We start from the raw sequence: 21,440 nt of genomic DNA, 5'->3' as shown, positions 1-21,440 counted from the left end.
GGAGTTGCCGTGTCTGAAACAAAGGCGGCGGGAAGCGGGCCTGCCCGGCTCGATGCCGCTCTGCTCACACTCGTCGGCGTCATGGTGCTCGGCGGGATGATGTCCTACCTGGACGCGACGATCGTCAACGTCGGGATCAGCACGCTGGGCGGCGAGTTCCACGCGACGCTCGCCACCATCGAATGGGTGACCACCGGCTATCTGCTCGCGGTCGCCCTGGCGATTCCGCTGGCCGGCTGGGCCGTGGTCCGGTTCGGCGCCAAACGCATGTGGCTGCTGGGCCTTACGGTCTTCCTGATCGGCTCGACGCTCTGCGCCTTCGCCTGGGACGCGGAGAGCCTGATCGCCTTCCGCATCGTCCAGGGCTTCGGCGGCGGCATGGTCGACCCGATCATGATGACCGTGGTCGCGGGCGCCGCCGGGCCCGCCCGGATCGGCCGGGTCATGGGCCTGGTCTCCGTACCGATCACGCTCGGCCCGGTGGTCGGGCCCATCATCGGCGGGCTGCTGCTGGACAACTTCTCCTGGGAGTGGATGTTCCTGGTCAACATCCCCTTCGCGCTCGCCGCGATCGTGCTGGCGATCCGGGTGCTGCCCGCCGACCCGCCGCCCAGTGGTGACCCGGTGCCCTTCGACGCCCTGGGTGTCGCGCTGCTCTCCCCCGGCTTCGCCGCGCTCGTCTACGCGCTGTCCCAGGCCGGCGGCGACGGCTTCGGCAGCACCAAGGTGATCGTCGGGCTGGCCGTCGGTGTGGTCCTGTTCTCCGCGTACGCCGTGCACGCCCTGCGCACCACCGCCACACCCCTGCTCGATCTGCGGCTGTTCGGGAACAAGGGCTTCAGCGCCAGCGTGACCACCATGTTCCTGCTCGGCGGCGGTCTCTTCTCGCTCCTGTTCCTGCTGCCGCTGTACTACCAGCAGGTGCACGGCCACAGCGTCCTGGAATCCGGCCTGCTGCTCGCCCCGCTGGGCCTGGGCACCCTGATCGGCATGCCGATCGCCGGCAACCTCGCGGACAAGGTCGGCGCTCGCAGGCTGGTGCCCACCGGCGCGCTGCTCATCGGTCTCGGCGCCCTGGTCTTCACCGGCTCCGACTCCGGCACCTCGCAGATCGCGCTGACCGCCGCCCAGTTCGCCGCCGGATTCGGCATGGGCCTGGTGGGCGCGCCCACCATGGGCTCGGTCTACAAGACGGTGCCGGGCGAGGCGGTCGCCGGCGCCACCGGTGCGGTGTTCATCCTCAACCAGATCGGGGCCTCGCTGGGCATCGCGGTGGTGGCTCTGATCCTCCAGGGCGGCGGCTCCCACGCGGCGCCCACCGCCGACTCCTTCGGCAACGCCTTCTGGTGGCCGGTCGCCGCCGCCGTCGTGGTCTTCGCCGCGGGCCTGCTGCTGCCAGGCAGGCCGAAGGCGGAGCCGGCCGCCGACGCGAACGCCCCCGCCGGTACGCCGGCCGAGTCGGAGCCGGTCACCGACCACGCCTGAGCCGGGCGCCCCCGCACGGGGCACCCGGCCCTTCATCGCGCCTCCCGCATACGCATGTCCGTCCAGCCCGCGCCGCCGGACCCCCGTCCGGCGGCGCGCTCCTTCCGGAGGTCTCCATGAGCCGACCCCTCGGCATCCCCCTGTCCGTGCTCGACGTGGTGCCCGTCTTCGAGGGCGGCTCCGCGACCCAGGCGCTGCGCGACACCGTCGCCCTGGCTCCGCGCGTCGAGGAACTCGGTTACCTGCGCTACTGGGTGGCCGAGCACCACAGCACTCCGAGCCTCGCCACCTCGGCGCCCGCCATTCTCGCCGGACGCCTGGCCGCCGCCACGACCACCCTGCGCGTCGGCTCCGGTGGCGTCCTGCTGCCCAACCACGCGCCGCTGGTGGTAGCCGAGCAGTTCGGCACGCTGGAGGCACTGCACCCCGGCCGCGTCGACCTGGGGCTCGGCCGAGCCCCAGGCACCGACCCGCACACCGCCCGCGCCCTGCGCCGGGCTCCCGAGCGGGGCGAGGACGACTTCTTCCGCCAGGTCAGCGAGCTGAACGGCTACTTCGCGCCCGGCGACCCCAGCTCTCCGATCACCGCCGTGCCCGCCGCCGACGGCAGGCCGGACCTGTGGCTGCTCGGCTCCAGCCCGGCCAGCGCCGAACTCGCCGGATCGCTCGGGCTGCCGTACGCCTTCGCCCACCAGATCAACCCGCACGCCACGGCCTACGCCCTGGACCGCTATCGCGAGGCCTTCCGGCCCTCGCCCCATCTGGACCGGCCGCGCACGCTGATCTCCGCGCTGACCACCGTCGCCGACACGGACCGGGCCGCCCGCGAGGTCGCCGCGCCCTATCTGCTCGGCAAGATAAAGATGCGTACGGTGCGACGCTTCGACGCGTTCCCGTCCGCGCGGACGGCAGCCGGATACGCGTACGCGGAGGCGGAGCTGCAGTTCCTGGAGGAACTGGCGGAGCGCCAGCTGATCGGCGCACCGGACACCGTGCGCGACAAGCTGGCCGAACTGGTGGAGCGCACCGGGGCCGACGAGCTGATGGCGCTGACCGTCGTCCCGGACCAGGAGGAGCGGCTGCGTTCGTTCGAGCTGCTGGCGCAGGCGGCCCGGGAGGTCCGTCCCGGCTCCCCCGAGGGCGTTTCAGCCCGGCTTTAGACGCACTCGCGACAGTTCGTCCGGCCCCCCTCACCTCGTTTCCTGTCCCGGAGTCCCCATATGCACCCGCGCCGTACACCTCGAAGAGCCGCTCTGCTGTCCGTCCTGCTGCTCGCCGCCACCGCCGCCTGCAGCTCCGACGGCGGCACCGCCCCCGCCGCGCACGCGAAGCCCCGGAACGGCGGCAGCCTCACCTATGCGGCGCAGCAGGAACCGGACTGCTGGGACCCGCACACCAGCGCGCAGGACGTGACCGCCTTCGTCCAGCGGCCGGTCTTCGACTCGCTCGTCTACCAGACTCCGGACGGCGAGCTGGAGCCGTGGCTGGCGAAGGCGTGGAAGACCTCGGAGGGGGGCCGGACGTACACCTTCGACCTGCGCGACGACGTCACCTTCCACGACGGAAAGCACCTGGACGCGGCGGCGGTGAAGGCCAACTTCGACCACATCACCGCCAAGGCGACCCAGTCGCAGTACGCGGCCGGGCTGCTCGGTCCCTACTCCGGCACGACCGTGAAGGGGAAGTACGAGGTCGAGGTCCGCTTCAGCCGGCCGTACGCGCCGTTCCTCCAGGCGGCGAGCACCACCTATCTGGGGATAGCCTCGCCCGCGTCGCTGAAGGCGGGGGCCGACAAGCTCTGCGCGGGTACGGACTCCGTCGGGTCCGGCCCGTTCAGGGCGGGCGCCTACACCCGGGGCCAGAAGCGCGGCTACACGAGGAACGCCGCCTACGCGTGGGCGCCGAAGGACGCCGGTCACAGCGGGCCCGCGCGTCTGGACTCCTTCACGGTCCGCTTCATCACCGAGGACGCCACCCGGGTCGGGGCGCTGTCCTCCGGTCAGGTCGACGCGGCGGCGGCCGTCCCGGCCAACCAGATCGCGGCCGTACGCAGGAACACGCGGCTGGACGTCGTCGGCAAGGACGTCCCGGGCGCGGTCGACACGTTCTACCTGAACACCACGAGCCCGCTGTTCTCGGATGTCCGGGTGCGCAGGGCGTTCCAGCGGTCCATCGACCTGGACGCCCTGGTGAAGTCGGTGTTCCAGGGCACCGGCACCCGGGCCTGGAGCACCCTGTCCCCCGCCACTCCGCACAGCTACGACTCCGGTCTCGAGAAGAGCTGGCCCTACGACCGGGCGCTCGCCGGCCGGCTGCTGGACCAGGCGGGCTGGACGGGCCGCGACTCCGAGGGCTACCGGACGAAGAACGGCAAGCGGCTCACCGTGGTCGCCCCGGTCTACGGCACGGCCTCGGTGTTCTCCCAGGCGGTGCAGGGCGACCTGAAGAAGGCGGGCATCTATCTGAACCTCGCCGCTTCCACCGACGCCACCGCGGTCTCCGCCCAGTTGGACGAGGGCCGCTACGACGTGGTCGAGACGTCCTGGGCGCGCGGCGACGGCGACATCCTCAGCAGTTTCTTCCTCTCCACCGAGTCGTCCGCCGGCGGCGGGCACAACTTCGCCCGGGTCGCCGACCCGCAGGTCGACACCTGGCTGAAGAAGGCACAGGGCGCCACGGCCCCGGAGCAGCGTGCGGACTACTACGCGCAGGTGCAGAAGTGGACGGTCGACCAGGCAGCGGTGGTTCCCGCCTATGTCCAGAAGGCATCGGTCGGCGTGAACAAGAAGGTGCACGGGCTGCGGCTCTCCCTGTCGGCGTGGCCCGAGTTCTACGGTGCCTGGGTCGAGGCCGGCTGATGACGGCACCGCACATACCCGCCGCGATCCGGGCCGTCACGGCCCGGGTCGGGGCGGCCGTCCTCGTTGTCTGGGGGGCCGCCACCTGCGCCTTCCTGGCGCTGCAGCTGATCCCCGGCGACCCTGTCAGTGCCATCGTCGGTGCGAACGCCCTGGTCGGGGCGGAGCAGCGCGAGGAGATACGCCACCACTACGGCCTCGACCGGCCGCTCGTCGTCCAGTACGGCTCGTATCTGAAGCATCTGGTCTCGGGCGAGCTGGGCGACTCCTACCAGTTGCAGCAGTCGGTCTCCTCGCTGCTCGCCGACCAGATCGGGCCGACCGCCCAACTCGCCCTGTGGTCCTCGCTGGTGGCGGTGGTGCTGGCCGCCGCCGTGACCGTGCTGACCTCCGGGCGCTCCCGGTGGCCGCGGCGGCTGTCGACGGCGGTGGAGCTGATCGTGGTGTCCACGCCGTCGTTCTGGCTCGGCATCATGCTGCTGACGGTCTTCTCCTTCCGTCTGGGATGGCTGCCGGTGTCCGACAGCGGCGACGCCCGCTCGCTGGTCCTTCCGGTGATCACGCTGGCGCTGCCGATCGCGGCGGTGCTCACCCAGGTGATGCGGGAGGGGCTGCTCGGCGCACTGGAGCAGCCGTTCACCCTCACCGCGCGGTCGCGGGGGCTCGCCGAGCACACCGTGCGCTCGCGCCACGCGCTGCGCCATGCCGCGCTGCCGGCGCTCACCCTCACCGGCTGGTTCACCGGAACCCTGCTCGGCGGGGCCGTGGTCGTGGAGAACGTGTTCGCGCGCTCGGGCATCGGACGGATCACCCTGCAGGCAGTGAGCGACCGTGACCTTCCGGTGGTGCAGGGCGTGGTGGCGCTGTCGGCCGTGGTGTTCGTACTGGTGGGCGCGTTGGTCGAGGCGTTGTACGCGGTCGTGGATCCGCGGCTGCGCAAGGGGACGGGGGTGGCGGCCGCATGAGCGCGGAACAGGTGGTACGGGCCGGGGCACCGGTCGCGGCGGCCCGAAGGGCCCGCAGGGGCCGGGTACGGCCGGGGGTGCTCGCCGCCGCCGTGCTGCTGGGGCTGATCCTGCTGGCCGCGCTCGCGCCCTCGCTGCTGGCGGGCGGCAGCCCGACCGACACCGATCCGGTGCACGCGCTCCAACCGCCGGGAGGCGCGCACTGGTTCGGCACGGATCAGCTGGGCCGTGACGTGTTCACCCGGGTGGTGCACGGCACCCGCTACTCGCTGGCCATCGGGGCGGCGGCGACGGGCGCCGGAGTCGGGCTCGCCGTGGTGTGGGGGCTGGCCGCCGCGCTGTCCGGCCGGTTCGGCGACGCGGTGCTGATGCGCGCCGCCGACGCGCTGCTGGCACTGCCGGGGCTGCTGCTCGCCCTGATGGTGGTCCTCATCGCGGGCAAGGGGGTGCTGGGCACCACGATCGCCGTCGCGGTGGGCACCGCGCCCGGCTTCGCCCGGGTGGTGCGCGCCCAGGCGCTGGTCGTCAGGCGCTCCGGCTATGTGGAGTCCGCAGTGGCGCTGGGCGTGCCGCGCCCGCTGATCGTGCTGCGCCATGTGCTGCCCAACACGCTGGGACCGCTCCTGGTGCTGGCGACCGTCACGCTCGGGGCCTCCATCTCGACGGGAGCGGCACTGAGTTATCTGGGGCTCGGCGCCCAGCCGCCGACCCCTGAATGGGGCGCGATGCTCACGGAGGGCCAGGGCTTCCTCGACCAGGCCTGGTGGATCGCGCTCTTCCCGGGCCTGCTGCTGGTCGGCACGGTTCTCGCGGTCACCGTCGTGGGCCGCCACGCACAGGCACGAGCCGAAGGGCGGGCCGCCTCATGACCACCGCATCACCCCGGGGTACGGCCCCGGGCCCCACGGAGGCACCCGCGGGTCCGCCCGTCCCGGAGGCCCCGCCGCTGCTCGACGTCGCCGGGCTGAACGTATGGTTCGGCACCGGCCCCGGCCGGGTGCACGCGGTGCGCGACGCGTCGTTCTCCCTCTCCGCGGGGCGGTGCCTGGCCGTCGTCGGAGAGTCGGGTTCCGGCAAGAGCGCACTCGCCCGCAGTCTGCTGGGGCTCGCCGGACCGACCGCCGAGGTGACGGCGGACCGGCTGCGCGTCACGGGCCGGGAGGCCCGGGAGTTCGGCCCGCGCCAGTGGCGTGCGGTACGGGGCCGGCGCGTCGGTCTGGTCGCCCAGGACGCGCTCGTCGCCCTGGACCCGTTGCGGCCCGTCGGCAAGGAGATCGCCGAACCACTGCTGACGCACGGGATCGTCCCGCGCAAGGAGGCCGGTGCGCGCGTCCTCGCCCTGCTGGAGCGGGTCGGCGTGCCCGAACCGGCGGAACGGGCGCGGGCCCACGTCCACCAGCTGTCGGGCGGGCTGCGGCAGCGGGCCCTGATCGCCTCGGCGATCGCGGCCGAGCCGGCTGTCCTGATCGCCGACGAACCGACGACCGCGCTCGACGCCTCGGTGCAGTCACGGATCCTGGCACTCCTCGGCGAACTGAAGCGGGACGGCACCGGGCTCCTCCTGATCAGTCACGACCTGGCCGTCGTCGAGGCGCTGGCCGATGAGGTCGCCGTGATGAAGGACGGCCGGATCGTGGAATCGGGCCCGGTCGCCCGCGTACTGGAATCGCCCGAACACCCCTACACCAAGGCGCTGTTGGCAGCGATCCCGGGCAGCAGGTCCCGGGCCGCCCACGCGGCGGCGGAGACGGCTGACACCGAACCCCTCCTCGATGTCTCCGGCGCCACGAAGGTGTTCAAGGGGGCGCGCGGCGGTCGGCGGACGGCGGTCGACGACGTGTCCTTCGAGCTGCGGCCGGGCGAGACGCTCGGCCTGGTCGGCGAGTCCGGCTCCGGCAAGTCCACGCTGGCCCGCATGGTCCTCGGCCTGGTGACCCCGGACAGCGGCACGGTGCGGCTGGCCGGAACCCCGTGGAGCACCCTGCGCGAGCGGGATCGCCGGCCGGCTCGGCACACCCTGCAACTCGTGCCGCAGGACCCGCTCAGCGCCTTCGACCCGCGCTGGAACGTGGCCCGGATCGTGGGCGAGGCCCTCGCCACGTCCGGCGTCGGACGTGCGGAGCGCCGGGCCCGCACCGTACGGCTGCTGGAGCAGGTCGGTCTGTCCGCGCAGCACCTGGAGCGCCGGCCGTCGGCCCTGTCCGGCGGGCAGCGCCAGCGGGTGGCCATCGCGCGCGCCCTGGCTCCCTCGCCCCGGCTCCTGGTGTGCGACGAGCCGGTCTCGGCGCTCGACGTGTCGGTGCAGGCCCAAGTGCTCGACCTGCTGCGGCAGTTGCAGCAGGACTTGGGCCTGGCGGCGCTCTTCATCTCGCACGACCTCGCGGTCGTCCGGGAGGTCTGCGCACGGGTGCTGGTGATGAAGGACGGCCGGATCGTGGAGTCCGGACCGGTGGAGGAGGTGTTCGCGAAGCCCGCGCATCCGTACACCCGGGCCTTGCTGGAGGCGGTGCCGCGGCGTGCGCGTACCGCACAAGAGCGGCTTTAGAACCGGCCAACACGTGACTGCGAGCCTCGGCGGGCCAGTTTCGGACAAGTCGGAGGTCATCAGCCATGCCAGGCTCCCCAGCACCGTCCACCCCGCCACCCCCCGTCCCGGATCTGCCGCGGGCCGCCAGACTGCCGTCCCTCACCGGGATGCGCTTCCTGGCGGCCCTGCTGGTCTTCGCGTTCCACACCACCTTCCAGACCCGGTTCTTCGCAGGCGGGGTGGGCAACACCCTGGGCGACACGTTCGCCAACGCCGGCTTCTACGGGGTGACGTTCTTCTTCGTCCTCAGCGGCTTCGTCCTGACCTGGTCGGCGCGGCCCGCGGAGGGCGCGCCCCGCGTCTGGCGGCGCCGGCTGGTGAAGATCTTCCCCAACCACCTGATCACCTTCGTGGCAGCCGCCGTTCTGATGGCGGCCGCGTCCGAGGTGTTCACCACCAAGGGTGTGCTGGCCAACCTCTTCCTCGTGCAGGCGTGGATACCCGAGATCCAGGTGCCGAACACGATGAACGCCGTCAGCTGGTCGCTGTCGTGCGAGCTGTTCTTCTATCTCGCCTTCCCGTTCCTGCTGCCCGTCCTGGAGCGGCTGACGGCGCGCCGGCTGTGGACGGTCGCGGGCGTGCTCGCCGCGCTCACCGTGCTGGTGCCGGCCGTCAGCGGGTGGGCCGTGTCCGGCGCCCCGCTGCCCTTCATCGCCGACGGTTCGCTGTCCTTCGAGCAGATCTGGTCCGTGTACTTCTTCCCGCCGGTCCGGGCCGTCGAGTTCGTGCTGGGCATGATCGCCGCCCGGCTGGTGCTGACCGGTGCGATTCCGCGCGTCCGGCTGCTGCCGGCCGCCGCGATCGCCGTCGGCGGGTACGTCCTGAACGCGTCGGTGCCGTATCTGTACGGTGTCGCCGGAACCGGCGCCCTGTGGCTCACCCCGCTGGTCGTCGCCGCCGCGCAGGCCGATGTCCGGCAGACCGCTTCGCCCTTCAGGGGGCGCGTGCTGGTGCGGCTCGGCGAGCTCTCGTTCGCGTTCTACATGGTGCACGGGCTGGTGGTGACGTACGGCCACAAGTGGCTCGTCGCCGGCAAGGACCTGTCCGGTGCCGCGGCCGCCGCTCTGCTGCTCGCCGCCCTGCTGGCCGCCCTCGCCCTGGCCCACGCCCTGTTCACCTGGGTCGAGGCCCCCGCCGTACGGCGGTTCAGTGCTCCGCGCGCGAAGAATCCGGCGACGTCCGAGGCGGCTCCACCGGCCGCGCCCGCTCCCGCCGTCGCCCCACTCACTGTCCTGGAGGCCGGAGAATGACCGAGATCAGTACCGCTCCGTCGACGGAGGGCCGGGAGCTGCCCGCGTACCCGCAGGCGCGCGGCTGCCCCTTCCAGCCGCCCGCGGGCTACGGCACCTACCGCGAACAGGGGCCGGTGTCCCTGGTCGAGCTGTACAACGGGCGCCGGGTCTGGGCGGTGAGCGGGCACGCGGAGGCCCGTCAGGTCCTGCTCGACGCGGCCACCTACTCCTCGGACCGGGTCCATCCGCACTACCCGGCCACCGCACCGCGCTTCGAGTCGGCGCGCAAAGTGCGCAACTTCATCGGCATGGACCCGCCGGAACACACCGTGCAGCGGCGCATGCTGCTCACCAACTTCACCGTCCGCAAGGTGCAGGCGCTGCGTCCCGGCATCCAGCGGCTGGTCGACGAACTGATCGACGCGATCGAGGCCAAGGGCCCGGTCGCCGATCTGGTCCCGGACTTCGCGCTGCCCGTGCCGTCGGTGGTGATCTGCGAGCTCCTCGGTGTGCCGTACGCCGACCACGGGTTCTTCGAGCAGCAGTCCCGGCGGGTGGTCACCGGGACGACGACTCTGGAGGACAGCGCCGACGCCTTCGCCCAGCTCGCCTCGTACCTCGACGGGCTGATCCGGCGCAAGGAGGAGGAGCCGGGTGACGGGCTGCTCGACACCCTGATCGCCGAGCAACTGTCCGCCGGAGCACTCACCCGCCGCGATCTGGTCGACATCGCCCTGCTGCTCCTGGTGGCCGGGCACGAGACCACGGCGAGCGCCATCGCGCTCGGCGTCCTCACCCTGCTGGAGAACCCGGAGCAGCTCGCGGCCCTGCGCGCCGACGAGTCGCTGCTGCCGGGCGCGGTGGAGGAGCTGCTGCGGTACATGGCCATCGCCGACGGCGTCGCCCGGTTCGCGACGGTCGACACGGAGCTCGGCGGGCACCGGGTCCGGGCGGGCGACGGCGTGATCGTCGTGATCTCGTCGGCCAACCGGGACGACGGGGCCTTCCCCACCGCCGACGCCTTCGACGTCGGACGCGGCGCACGCCACCACATCTCCTTCGGGCACGGCGTGCACCAGTGCATCGGCCAGAACCTGGCCCGTGCCGAGATGGAGATCGCGCTGTCCACACTCTTCCGCCGGCTGCCGGGGCTGCGCCTCGCCGAACCCTCCGGGCAGCTGCCGGTCAAGGAACCGGGCGGTGTCCAGGGCATCTGGCGCCTGCCCGTCACATGGTGATCAGAAGGGAACCGGAAGCCATGCACATCAAGGCAGATACACAGCGGTGTCTAGGCGCGGGTCAGTGCGTCCTGTCCGCCCCCGACCGCTTCGACCAGTCGGACGAGGGCACGGTCCTCGTCCTGGAGGACCGGGTGGACGGCGCGGCCGAGGAGGCGAGGCTGCGGGACACCGTGGCGCTCTGCCCCTCGCAGGCCATCGCCCTGGAGGCCTGAGCATGCCCGTGACGGGACGGCTGGCCGACGCGGTCGCGGACCATCGGGCGGGTCCGCGGCCGCTGCGTGAACTCCCCGCCCTGCCGGGGGTCGAGGTGACCGAACACGGGATTCCGGGGCTGCCCGGATCCCCGGAGGTCCGGGTCCGGGTGTACCGCCCGGCCGGGGCGGGGTCCGCGCTGCCCGCGGTGCTGTGGATCCATGGCGGGGGCTTCGTCCTCGGCAATGTGGACTCGGTGCACCACTCGGCGGCGCAGGCGGCGTCGTTCGCCTCGGCGGTGGTCGTGGCCGTGGCCTACCGGCTGGCGCCGGAGGACCCGTTTCCCGCCGGGCTCGACGACTGCTGGGCCGCACTGGAATGGACCGCGGGGAACGCGACGGAGATCGGGGCGGACCCGGCACGGCTCGCGGTGGCCGGGGCCAGCTCCGGGGGCTGTCTCGCCGCCGGTCTCGCCCTGCTCGCACGCGACCGGGGCGGGCCCGGGCTGGTCTTCCAGCACCTGAGCACGCCGGTGCTGGACGACCGGCTGGAGACGGGCTCGATGACCGCGTACGTGGACACGCCGATCTGGAACCGCCGGCTGGCCCAGGAGAGCTGGGAGCTCTATCTGGGCGCGGACCGGGGCGGCACTCCCGCGTACGCCTCCCCCGCGCGGGCCGGGGACCTGGGCGGGCTGCCCCCGGCGTACATCTCGACCGCGGGTCTCGACCCGCTGCGCGACGAGGGGCTGCTGTACGGGCTCCGCCTGGCGCAGGCCGGCGTGCCGGTGGAGCTGCACAACTTCCCGGGGGCGTACCACGCGTTCGGCGGGTGGTCGGACGCACCGGACCCGGACGATCAGCACCGCGTCGCGCTGGAGCACCTGACGGCACTGCGGCGCGGGCTGCACACGGCCGGGCCGGGGAACGCGGCGGAACGGGCGGGCCCGGACGGCTCCGGGGCGATTTAGAACGCGCAAAGGCCGCCGTTAGCGCGGCTGGGGAAGGTGGGCCTCGCCGGGTCGTTCTCGACGAGGGAGTACGTCACAGATCATGCGTAGCGCCCACTCCGCACCTATCGCCGTCATCGGTCTCGCCTGCCGCCTCCCCGGGGCACCCGATCCCGCCGCCTTCTGGCAGTTGCTCAGTCGCGGGGAGGACGCCGTCGGCCGGGCACCCGCGGGCCGCCTGGCCGCCGGGGTCCCCGCCCGCGGCGCCTTCCTCGACGAGGTGGACCGGTTCGACGCCGGCTTCTTCGGCATCCCGCCCCGCGAGGCGGCGGCCATGGACCCCCAGCAACGGCTGCTCCTGGAGCTGGGCTGGGAGGCACTGGAGGAGGCCGGGATCGTCCCGGGGGTGCTCGCCGGGAGCCGGACCGCCGTCTTCGCCAGCGCCATCTGGGACGACTACGCGGCGCTCCACCACCGCAGGGGTGAGACGGACGCGGACCGTTACTCCGTGACGGGGCTGCACCGGGGCATCCTCGCCAACCGGCTGTCGTACGTGCTCGGCCTCACCGGTCCGAGTCTGACCGTGGACGCGGCCCAGTCCTCGTCGCTGGTCGCGGTCCATCTCGCCTGCGAGAGCCTGCGCAGCGGTGAGTCCGACCTCGCCGTGGTCGGCGGTGCGAACCTGATCCTCTCCCCCGGCAGCAGCGCGGACAGCGCGACGTTCGGGGCGCTTTCGCCGGACGGCCGCTGCTTCACCTTCGACGCACGGGCCAACGGCTACGTGCGCGGCGAGGGAGGCGTCGCCGTGGTGCTCAAGCCGCTGGACCGGGCACGGGCCGACGGCGACCGGGTGCACTGCGTCATCCTGGGCAGCGCGGTCAACAACGACGGCGCCTCCGACGGGCTCACCGTCCCGGACCGGGGGGCGCAGGAAGCGGTGCTGCGCGAGGCGTACGCCCGCGCGGGTGTCACGGCGGGCGAGGTCCAGTACGTCGAACTGCACGGCACGGGCACGCCCGTGGGCGATCCCGTGGAGGCCGCCGCGCTCGGCGCGGCGCTCGGTACAGGCCGGCCGGCGGACGCGCCGCTCCAGGTGGGCTCGGCGAAGACGAACGTCGGGCATCTGGAGGGCGCGGCCGGTCTGGTGGGGCTGCTGAAGACGGCACTGTCCGTGGCGCGGCGCCGGATCCCGGCCAGCCTCAACTTCGACGTACCCAACCCGGCGATCCCGCTGGCGGACCTGGGCCTGCGGGTCCGGACCGAGGAGGGTCCCTGGCCGAGCGAGGAGCTGCCGCTCGTCGCGGGGGTCAGCTCCTTCGGCATGGGCGGGACCAACTGCCATGTGGTGGTGGCGGACGCGGCGGGCCGTTTCGCGGAGACGGAGGCCGGGGGTGCGGACGCGGCGGGCCCCTTCGCGGAGACAGAGGCCAGGGGCGCTCACGAGGGCGCCGGAACTGCTGGCCGGAAAGCCGCAGGCACGGACGCGGGCTCCGGAGCCTCTTCCAGGAAGGCAGGGGGCGCGTCGGTCATCGATGCGCCGAGGCCCGTCCCGTGGCTGCTCAGCGCCCGCGACGGCCGAGCCCTGCGCGGACAGGCCGCTCGGCTCCTCGACCGTCTGACGGCCGCCGGCCCCGCCGGCTCGCCCCTCGACACGGCCTACTCCCTCGCCACCACCCGCACGCTCTTCGCCGAGCGGGCCGTCGCCGTGGCGGCCGACCCGGACGGCCTGCTGCGTGCCGTCGAGGCCCTGGCCGAGGGCCGGGACGACCCCGCGCTCGTACGCGGCCGGGCGGACGCGCCTGCCCTCACCGCGTTCCTCTTCACCGGCCAGGGCAGCCAGCGCGCCGGGATGGGGCGCGAACTGTATTCCACGTACGGGGAGTTCGCCGAGGCGTTCGACGACGTCTGCGCGGCCTTCGCCCCGCACCTGGACCGCCCGCTCAAGGAGATCGTCCTCGCGGCGGAGGATTCGCCGGAAGCCGCGCTGCTCGACGAGACGCGTTTCACCCAGCCCGCGCTCTTCGCTGTCGAGACGGCTCTCTTCCGGCTGGTGGCACACCTGGGCCTGCGGCCGGACCGGCTGGCCGGGCATTCGATCGGCGAGCTGACGGCGGCCCATGTGTCCGGTGTGCTCTCGCTGGACGACGCGGCGCGTCTGGTGGCGGCCCGGGGCCGGCTGATGCAGGAGCTTCCGGCGGGCGGTGCGATGGCCGCCGTGGAGGCGACCGAGCAGGAGGTGGCCCCGCTCCTGACCGACCGGGTGTCGATCGCCGCCGTCAACGGCCCGCGCGCGGTGGTGGTCTCGGGCGACGAGCCCGAGGTCCTGAGGATCAAGGAAGCCTTCGCCTCCCAGGGGCGCCGCACGCGGCAGTTGACGGTCAGTCACGCGTTCCACTCGCCGCTGATGGACCCGGTCCTGGACGCGTTCCGGCGGATCGCCGGGGAGCTGGAGTTCCGTGCGCCGGACATCCCGGTCGTCTCGAACGTCACGGGTGCGTACGCGACCGCCGAGGAACTCGCCTCACCCGACTACTGGACCCGGCACATCCGAGAAGCCGTCCGCTTCCACGACGGGCTGCGCACGCTGCGGGACGACGGAGTGCGTGTCTTCGTCGAACTGGGCCCGGACGCCGTCCTCACCGCCCTGGCACGCCAGACGCCGGCTGACGGTGAGTCCGCGCTGCTGCCGGTCCTGCGGCGCGGCCGGCCCGAAGCGGAGACCCTGACGGCCGCACTCGCCGGGGCCCAGGTGCGCGGCGCCCGGGTGGACTGGGCGGACGCGCTCGCGGGATGGGGCGGCACGACCGCCCCGCTGCCGACCTACGCGTTCCAGCGGGACCGCCACTGGCTGGACGGCCCGGTCGCGGCACCCGAGGCGCCGCCGGGCGGCCCTGCCCCCGCGGCGAACCCCGAGGCGACCGCCGCTGCGGCCCCGGACACGGACCTGCTGGATCTGGTCCGGACGCAGGTCGCCCTCGTGCTGGGTCATGTGACGGGCGAGGCGGTCGATCCGGGCCATGCGTTCAAGGACCTCGGTTTCGACTCGCTGGCCGGGGTGGAACTGCGCGACCGGCTCCAGACCTCGACCGGACTCTCGCTGCCGTCGGCCCTGGTCTACAACCACCCGACGCCGGAGGCCGTCGTCCGGCTGCTGCGCGAACGCCTCGACGGGACCTCGGCGCGTACGACGGCCGGCCGGCCGGTCTCGCGCACGGGCACTGTTTCCCAGGTCGACGAACCGATCGCCATCGTGGGCATGGCGTGCCGCTACCCGGGCGGGGTGGCCTCGCCCGAGGACCTGTGGAAGCTGGTCGCCGGGGGGACGGACGCCATCGGCCCGTTCCCCACGGACCGGGGCTGGGACCTGGAGGGGCTCTACGATCCGGACCCCGACCGGCCCGGCACCTCCTACGTGCGGGAGGGCGGTTTCCTTTACGGGGCGGGCGAGTTCGACGCCGCGCTCTTCGGAATCAGTCCGCGCGAGGCGGCGGCGATGGACCCCCAGCAGCGGCTGCTGCTCACCACGGCCTGGGAGGCCTTCGAGCGGGCCGGCATCGCACCCGACAGTCTGCGCGGCACCGCGTCCGGCGTGTTCGTCGGCGCCACCGCCCAGGACTACGGGCCCCGTCTGGACGAACCGGCGGAGGGTCTTGACGGCTATCTGCTCACCGGCAGCACGGCAAGTGTCGCCTCGGGTCGTGTCGCGTACACCTTCGGTCTGGAAGGCCCGGCGGTCACCGTGGACACCGCCTGCTCGTCGTCCCTGGTGGCTCTGCATCTGGCGGCGCAGTCCCTGCGGCAGGGCGAGTGCGATCTGGCGCTCGCCGGCGGTGTGACCGTGATGCCGACACCGGGAATGTTCCTGGAGTTCAGCCGGCAGCGTGGCCTCGCGTCGGACGCGCGCTGCAAGGCCTTCGCCGCGGGGGCCGACGGCACCGCGTGGTCGGAGGGTGTGGGTCTGCTGCTCGTGGAGCGGCTCTCGGACGCCCGGCGCAACGGTCATCAGGTGCTTGCCGTCGTGCGGGGCTCCGCCGTCAACCAGGACGGGGCCAGCAACGGCCTCACCGCACCCAACGGCCCCTCCCAGGAGCGCGTCATCCGCCAGGCCCTGGCCCATGCCCGCCTGGCCGCCTCCGAGGTGGACGCGATGGAGGCGCACGGGACGGGTACCCGGCTCGGCGACCCGATCGAGGCCGATGCGCTGCTGGCCACGTACGGACAGGACCGCCCCGCCGAACAGCCGCTGCTCCTGGGTTCGTTGAAGTCGAACATCGGACATGCCCAGGCGGCGGCCGGGGTGGGCGGCATCATCAAGATGGTCGAGGCGATGCGCCACGGCGTGCTGCCCCGCACCCTGCATGTCGACGCCCCGTCCCCGCACATCGACTGGGAGGCGGGTGCGGTGCGCCTGCTGACCGAGGACACACCGTGGCCGGAGCACGACCGGCCGCGCCGGGCAGCCGTGTCGTCCTTCGGGATCAGCGGGACCAACGCCCACGTCATCCTGGAACAGGCACCGGGGAATACCGATCCGGACCCGCACCCGTCCGAATCCGGCGGCACCGAGCCCGTGTTGTGGCCGCTCTCCGCACAGCACACCGGCTCACTGCGAGAGCAGGCCGAGCGGCTGCGTGCGTACGTCGTGGAACACCCGGAGACCGATCTCGCCCAGGTCGCGTCGACGTTGTACCGGGGCCGGGCAGGACTTGAGCATCGTGGGGTGGTGCTGGCGGGTGACCGGGACCAGGCCCTGGACGCCCTCACCGCACTCGCCACCGACCAGGAACACCCCGCACTCATCCGCGGCACCGCCCCACCCACACCCCGCATCGCCTACCTCCTCACCGGCCAGGGCAGCCAACACCCCCGCATGGGACACACCCTCTACACCACCCACCCCGCATTCGCCACCGCACTCGACAACACCATCGACGCACTCGACCCCCACCTCGAACACCCCCTGCGCGACATCATGTTCGCCCCCCAAGACACCCCCAAAGCAGCACTCCTCAACCAGACCCGCTACACACAACCCGCCCTCTTCGCCCTCGAAACAGCCCTCCACCACCTCCTCGCACACCACGGCATCACCCCCCACTACCTCACCGGCCACTCCATCGGCGAACTCACCGCCGCCCACCTCGCCGGCATCCTCACCCTCCCCGACGCAGCACTCCTCATCACCACCCGCGCCCACCTCATGCAATCCGCACCACCCGGCGGAGCCATGACCGCCATCGAAGCAACCGAAGAACAAATACAGCCCTACCTCAACAACCACGTCGCCCTCGCCGCCATCAACAGCCCCACCTCCCTCGTCATCTCAGGCGACACCGACGCCATCCACCACACCACCCACACCCTCAAACAACACGGCCACCGCACCCACCCCCTCACCGTCAGCCACGCCTTCCACTCCCACCACATGGACCCCATCCTCAACCAATTCCACCAAACAGCCCAAACCCTCACCTACCACCAACCCCACACCCCCCTCATCACCCAAGGCGACCCCACCACCCCCCAACACTGGACCAACCAAATACGCAACACCGTCCGCCACCACGACAACATCACCACCCTCACCCACCACCACATCACCACCTACCTCGAACTCGGACCCGACGCCACCCTCACCACCCACACACCCCACACCACCCCCCTCCTCCGCAAAAACCACAACGAAAACCACACCTACCAAACCGCCCTCGCCACCACCCACGCACAAGGAACCCCCACCAACCCACCCACCCCCACCACCCCACACACCAACCTCCCCACCTACCCCTTCCAACCCACCCACTACTGGCGGGTGGCGAGTCGTGCCACGGCCGGTCCGGAGTCGCTGGGGCTCGTCGCCACGCATCACCCCTTCCTGGGCGCGTCGGGTGAACTGGCGGAACGGGGCGGGTCGGTGTTCACCGGTCAGCTGTCGCAGGACGCCCACCCCTGGCTCGCGGACCACGAGATCCTCGGTCGCGCGCTGCTGCCCGGAACCGCCTTCGTGGACCTCGCACTGGCCGTCGGGGAGTCCGTGGACACGCCGAAGGTGGCGGAACTGACGCTGGAAGCACCCCTTCCGCTCCCCGCGACCGGTGCCCTGCTCCTCCAGCTGGCCGTCGGCCCGGCGGACGCGGACGGCGCGCGTTCCCTGAGCATCCACACACGCCCGGACCCGGCGGGCGACTGGACCCGGCACGCCACGGGCACCCTGGCTCCGGCCACGACCGCCCGGCCGGACACGGCGGACGGCGTCTGGCCACCGGCCGGGGCCGAAGCCCTGGACGTCGAGAGCCTTTACACGCGGCTCGACCGGCTGGGGTACGGCTACGGTCCCGCGTTCCGCGCCGTACGGGCCGCCTGGAGCGACGGCGACGACCTCGTCGCCGAACTCGCGCTTCCGGACGAGCTGCTGGATCAGGCGGCGGATTTCCCGATCCACCCGGCCCTGCTCGACGCGGCCCTGCATCCGCTGGTCGCGCGGGAGGCGCAGGAGGGTGCCGGCCTGCCCGTGCCCTTCGCCTGGTCGGGCGTCGAGCTCTTCGCCACGGGCGCCACCACCGTGCGTGCCCGCTGGTCGTCGGAACGGCTCACGGTCACCGACCTGGCCGGCCACGCCGTCCTCTCGGCCGCATCGCTCACCCTGCTACCGGTCGAGGCGTCGGCGCTGGGCACGCCCGGTGGCCCCGCCCCCGCCCTCCATCGCATCGACTGGGCACCCGTCGCCCACGACGCCCCGGCCCGGACGCGGGCCGTGCACGTCGACGCGCTCGGGGACCTCGCGCCGGACGCGCCCGTGCCCGCCGTCGTCGCCGTGAGCGTTCCGCCGGGACGCGGTGCGGCCTCGCACGCTCTGGAGCTGGTACGGGAGTGGCTGGACCAGGACCGCTTCGCCGATGCGCGGCTCCTGTTCCTCACTCGTGGTGCGGTGGCGGCCGCGGTGGGCGATTCCCTCTCCGATCCCTGGTCGGCCGCCGTCTGGGGGCTTGTCCGGTCGGCGCAGGCGGAGCACCCGGGCCGGTTCGCCCTGGCGGACGTGGACGGGAACGAGCCGGACCTCGCCGCCCTGGCGGAGGCGTCGAACGGAGAACCGCAACTCGCCCTGCGTCACGCTCACCTGTTCGCTCCCCGAGTGGTCCGGGGCCGCGCTGTCGAGCCCGCGCCGGACGGACACGACTACGGCCGTCGCACGGTCCTGATCACCGGCGGGACCGGTGGGCTGGGCCGGCTGCTCGCCCGGCACCTCGTGGCCCGGTACGGAGCCCGGCAGCTGCTGCTCCTGAGCCGTAGCGGTGAACGTGCCGCAGGTGCGGCCGAGTTCGCGGCGGAGCTCACGGGTGCCGGGGCCGAGGTGCGGTTCGCGGCCGGGGACGCGTCCTCGCGCGAGGACCTGGCCGCAGCTCTCGCCTCGGTCCCCTCCGCGCACCCCTTGGGCGCCGTCTTCCATCTGGCCGGTGTGCTCGACGACGTGACGATCGGCAGCCTCACTCCGGACCGGCTGGACGCCGTGCTCCGCGCGAAGGCCGACGCGGCCGCACACCTGCACGAGCTGACGGCCGATGCCGAGCTGGACGACTTCGTGCTGTTCTCGTCGATCGTCGGGGTCACCGGCAACGCCGGACAGGCGAACTACGCCGCCGCCAATGCCTACTTGGACGCGCTCGCCCAGCACCGGAACGCCCTCGGCCTGCCCGCCACCTCACTCGCCTGGGGGCTCTGGGACCAGCCCGAGGGGATGAGCGGCGGCCTCGGGGCCACCGAGCTGGCCCGCTGGCGGCGGTCGGGGCTCGCCCCTCTCTCCGTCAACGACGCTCTGGCCCTGCTCGACGCGGCCCTGACCGGCGGGGACCCGGCACCGGTCCTCGTACGGACCGACGCGGCCGCGCTGCGGGCGAGGGCGGAGCAGGGTGCTCTGCCTTCCGTGCTGCGCGGTCTGGTCCGCACGCCGCGTCCGCGCGCCTCGGCCGAGCCGGCCGACGCCGCCGGGACCGGGTCGTGGACGCTGCGCGTCGCCGGGCTGCCGGAGGAGGAACGACGGCACACGGTGGCGGAGTTGGTCCGCACGACTGTGGCCACGGTGCTCGGCCACACCACGCCGGAGACGCTGGACGACTCCCGCGCCTTCCGGGATCTGGGCTTCGACTCGCTCGCAAGTGTCGATCTGCGCAACCGGCTCGCCACGGCCACCGGCCTGAGGATCTCCACCACGGCCGTCTTCGACCACCCCACCCCCCGCTCGCTGGCCGCACATGTGCTGACGCTGCTGCCCGGGGGCACGGCTCCGTCCTCCGGCGCCGTCGTCACCAGCACACGGCCCACCGACCAGGACGACCCGGTCGTCATCGTCGGCATGGCCTGCCGCTACCCGGGCGGCGTGGCGTCGCCCGACGATCTGTGGGATCTCGTCGCGTCCGCACGGGACGCCGTCGGAGGCTTCCCCACCGACCGGGGATGGGACCTGGAAGGGCTCTACGACCCGGACCCGGAGCACCTCGGTACGTCGTACGCCCGCGAAGGCGGATTCCTCTACGGAGCGGGCGAGTTCGACGCCGAGTTCTTCGGGATCAGCCCGCGTGAGGCCCTCGCGGCCGACCCTCAGCAGCGGCTGCTGCTGGAGACGGCGTGGGAGACGTTCGAGCGGGCCGGGATCGACCCCGGCTCCGTGCGGGGCAGCCGGACCGGGGTCTTCGCCGGGGTCATGTACAACGACTACGGGTCGGGGTTCCTCAAGGCCCCGCAGGACCTGGAGGGCTACCTCCTCACGGGCAACACGTCGAGTGTGATCTCGGGTCGTGTCGCGTACACCTTCGGTCTGGAAGGCCCGGCGGTCACCGTGGATACCGCCTGCTCATCGTCCCTGGTGGCTCTGCATCTGGCGGCGCAGTCCCTGCGGCAGGGCGAGTGCGATCTGGCGCTCGCCGGCGGTGTGACCGTGATGGCGCGTCCCGACACGTTCGTCGAGTTCAGCCGGCAGCGCGGGCTCTCCCCCGACGGCCGGTGCAAGTCCTTCTCCGCCTCGGCCGACGGCACGGGCTGGTCGGAGGGTGTGGGTCTGCTGCTCGTGGAGCGGCTCTCGGACGCCCGGCGCAACGGCCATCAGGTCCTTGCCGTCGTACGGGGCTCCGCCGTCAACCAGGACGGGGCCAGCAACGGCCTCACCGCACCCAACGGCCCCTCCCAGGAGCGCGTCATCCGCCAGGCCCTGGCAGGCGCGGGACTGCGGGCCTCCGAGGTCGACGCGGTCGAGGCGCACGGCACGGGCACCCGGCTCGGCGACCCGATCGAGGCCCAGGCCCTCCTCGCGACCTACGGTCAGGAACGGCAGGGCGACGAGCCGCTGCACCTCGGCTCACTGAAGTCGAACATCGGGCACGCCCAGGCGGCGGCCGGGGTGGGCGGCATCATCAAGATGGTCGAGGCGATGCGCCACGGCGTACTGCCCCGCACCCTGCACGTGGACGCCCCGTCCCCGCACATCGACTGGGAGGCGGGTGCGGTGCGCCTGCTGACGCGGGAGACGGCCTGGCCGGACCATGACCGGCCGCGCCGGGCAGCCGTGTCGTCCTTCGGAATCAGCGGGACCAACGCCCACGTCATCCTGGAACAGGCACCCGGGACAACCGCCCAGCCGGTCACGGGCGCTCCCGAATCCGACGACAGCACGCCCGTGCTCTGGCCGCTGTCCGCGCACAGCCCGGCCGCCCTGCGCACCCAGGCCGCACGGCTCGCCACCTTCGTACGGGATCGGCCGGACTCGGCCGCGGCGATCAGCCGCACGCTGACGGTCGGACGCGCCGCGCTGGAACACCGTGGGGTGGTGCTGGCGGGTGACCGCGACCAGGCCCTGGACGCCCTCACCGCACTCGCCACCGACCAGGAACACCCCGCACTCATCCGCGGCACCGCCCCACCCACACCCCGCATCGCCTAC

At 72.9% G+C, this 21,440-nt stretch carries 11 protein-coding genes; all 11 read left to right on the top strand.

Annotated elements, in window-relative coordinates:
• Positions 1-9 precede the first annotated feature (9 nt).
• Complete coding sequence (locus ACGFZA_RS38495) at positions 10-1,485, top strand: DHA2 family efflux MFS transporter permease subunit (protein WP_393685363.1); 1,476 nt, start codon at positions 10-12, stop codon at positions 1,483-1,485.
• 116 nt (positions 1,486-1,601) lie between these two features.
• Positions 1,602-2,645, top strand: coding sequence for an LLM class flavin-dependent oxidoreductase (locus ACGFZA_RS38490; protein ID WP_393685361.1), 1,044 nt, complete (start codon positions 1,602-1,604; stop codon positions 2,643-2,645).
• A gap of 60 nt (positions 2,646-2,705) precedes the next feature.
• A complete protein-coding gene (locus tag ACGFZA_RS38485) occupies positions 2,706-4,343 on the top strand; it encodes an ABC transporter substrate-binding protein (protein WP_393685359.1) in 1,638 nt (545 codons plus the stop codon).
• Positions 4,343-5,308 carry an ABC transporter permease gene (locus ACGFZA_RS38480; protein WP_385286839.1) on the top strand — a complete coding sequence of 322 codons (966 nt, stop codon included), beginning with the start codon at positions 4,343-4,345 and terminating at the stop codon, positions 5,306-5,308. The genes ACGFZA_RS38485 and ACGFZA_RS38480 overlap by 1 nt, the downstream gene beginning before the upstream one ends.
• Positions 5,305-6,177 (top strand): ABC transporter permease, encoded by an 873-nt coding sequence (locus ACGFZA_RS38475; protein WP_393685356.1) that lies wholly within the window; start codon positions 5,305-5,307, stop codon positions 6,175-6,177. Before ACGFZA_RS38480 ends, ACGFZA_RS38475 begins: the two co-directional genes overlap by 4 nt.
• Complete coding sequence (locus tag ACGFZA_RS38470) at positions 6,174-7,853, top strand: dipeptide ABC transporter ATP-binding protein (protein WP_393685354.1); 1,680 nt, start codon at positions 6,174-6,176, stop codon at positions 7,851-7,853. Before ACGFZA_RS38475 ends, ACGFZA_RS38470 begins: the two co-directional genes overlap by 4 nt.
• A 65-nt stretch (positions 7,854-7,918) precedes the next feature.
• A complete protein-coding gene (locus ACGFZA_RS38465) occupies positions 7,919-9,145 on the top strand; it encodes an acyltransferase family protein (RefSeq protein WP_393685352.1) in 1,227 nt (408 codons plus the stop codon).
• On the top strand, positions 9,142-10,365 hold the full coding sequence (locus ACGFZA_RS38460) for a cytochrome P450 (protein ID WP_393685350.1): 1,224 nt from the start codon (positions 9,142-9,144) through the stop codon (positions 10,363-10,365). Before ACGFZA_RS38465 ends, ACGFZA_RS38460 begins: the two co-directional genes overlap by 4 nt.
• A gap of 20 nt (positions 10,366-10,385) precedes the next feature.
• On the top strand, positions 10,386-10,580 hold the full coding sequence (locus tag ACGFZA_RS38455; RefSeq protein ID WP_136326119.1) for a ferredoxin: 195 nt from the start codon (positions 10,386-10,388) through the stop codon (positions 10,578-10,580).
• Positions 10,581-10,582: 2 nt separating this feature from the next.
• On the top strand, positions 10,583-11,530 hold the full coding sequence (locus ACGFZA_RS38450) for an alpha/beta hydrolase (protein WP_393685347.1): 948 nt from the start codon (positions 10,583-10,585) through the stop codon (positions 11,528-11,530).
• A gap of 82 nt (positions 11,531-11,612) precedes the next feature.
• Positions 11,613-21,440, top strand: a 9,828-nt coding sequence (locus ACGFZA_RS38445; RefSeq protein ID WP_393685345.1) for an SDR family NAD(P)-dependent oxidoreductase, incomplete at its 3' end; no start/stop codon positions are given.

Origin of the sequence: Streptomyces sp. NPDC048211 (assembly GCF_043202315.1) — a bacterium.
GTDB lineage: Bacteria > Actinomycetota > Actinomycetes > Streptomycetales > Streptomycetaceae > Streptomyces.
Note: the sequence above shows the minus strand (reverse complement) of the source record. Positions and strands in the feature narration are given on the sequence as shown.

Coding starts and splice junctions, on each gene's coding strand:
- ACGFZA_RS38465 (WP_393685352.1), top strand. CDS start 7,919: ATGCCAGGCTCCCCAGCACCGTCCACCCCGCCACCCCCCGTCCCGGAT.
- ACGFZA_RS38460 (WP_393685350.1), top strand. CDS start 9,142: ATGACCGAGATCAGTACCGCTCCGTCGACGGAGGGCCGGGAGCTGCCC.
- ACGFZA_RS38470 (WP_393685354.1), top strand. CDS start 6,174: ATGACCACCGCATCACCCCGGGGTACGGCCCCGGGCCCCACGGAGGCA.
- ACGFZA_RS38450 (WP_393685347.1), top strand. CDS start 10,583: ATGCCCGTGACGGGACGGCTGGCCGACGCGGTCGCGGACCATCGGGCG.
- ACGFZA_RS38455 (WP_136326119.1), top strand. CDS start 10,386: ATGCACATCAAGGCAGATACACAGCGGTGTCTAGGCGCGGGTCAGTGC.
- ACGFZA_RS38485 (WP_393685359.1), top strand. CDS start 2,706: ATGCACCCGCGCCGTACACCTCGAAGAGCCGCTCTGCTGTCCGTCCTG.
- ACGFZA_RS38475 (WP_393685356.1), top strand. CDS start 5,305: ATGAGCGCGGAACAGGTGGTACGGGCCGGGGCACCGGTCGCGGCGGCC.
- ACGFZA_RS38490 (WP_393685361.1), top strand. CDS start 1,602: ATGAGCCGACCCCTCGGCATCCCCCTGTCCGTGCTCGACGTGGTGCCC.
- ACGFZA_RS38480 (WP_385286839.1), top strand. CDS start 4,343: ATGACGGCACCGCACATACCCGCCGCGATCCGGGCCGTCACGGCCCGG.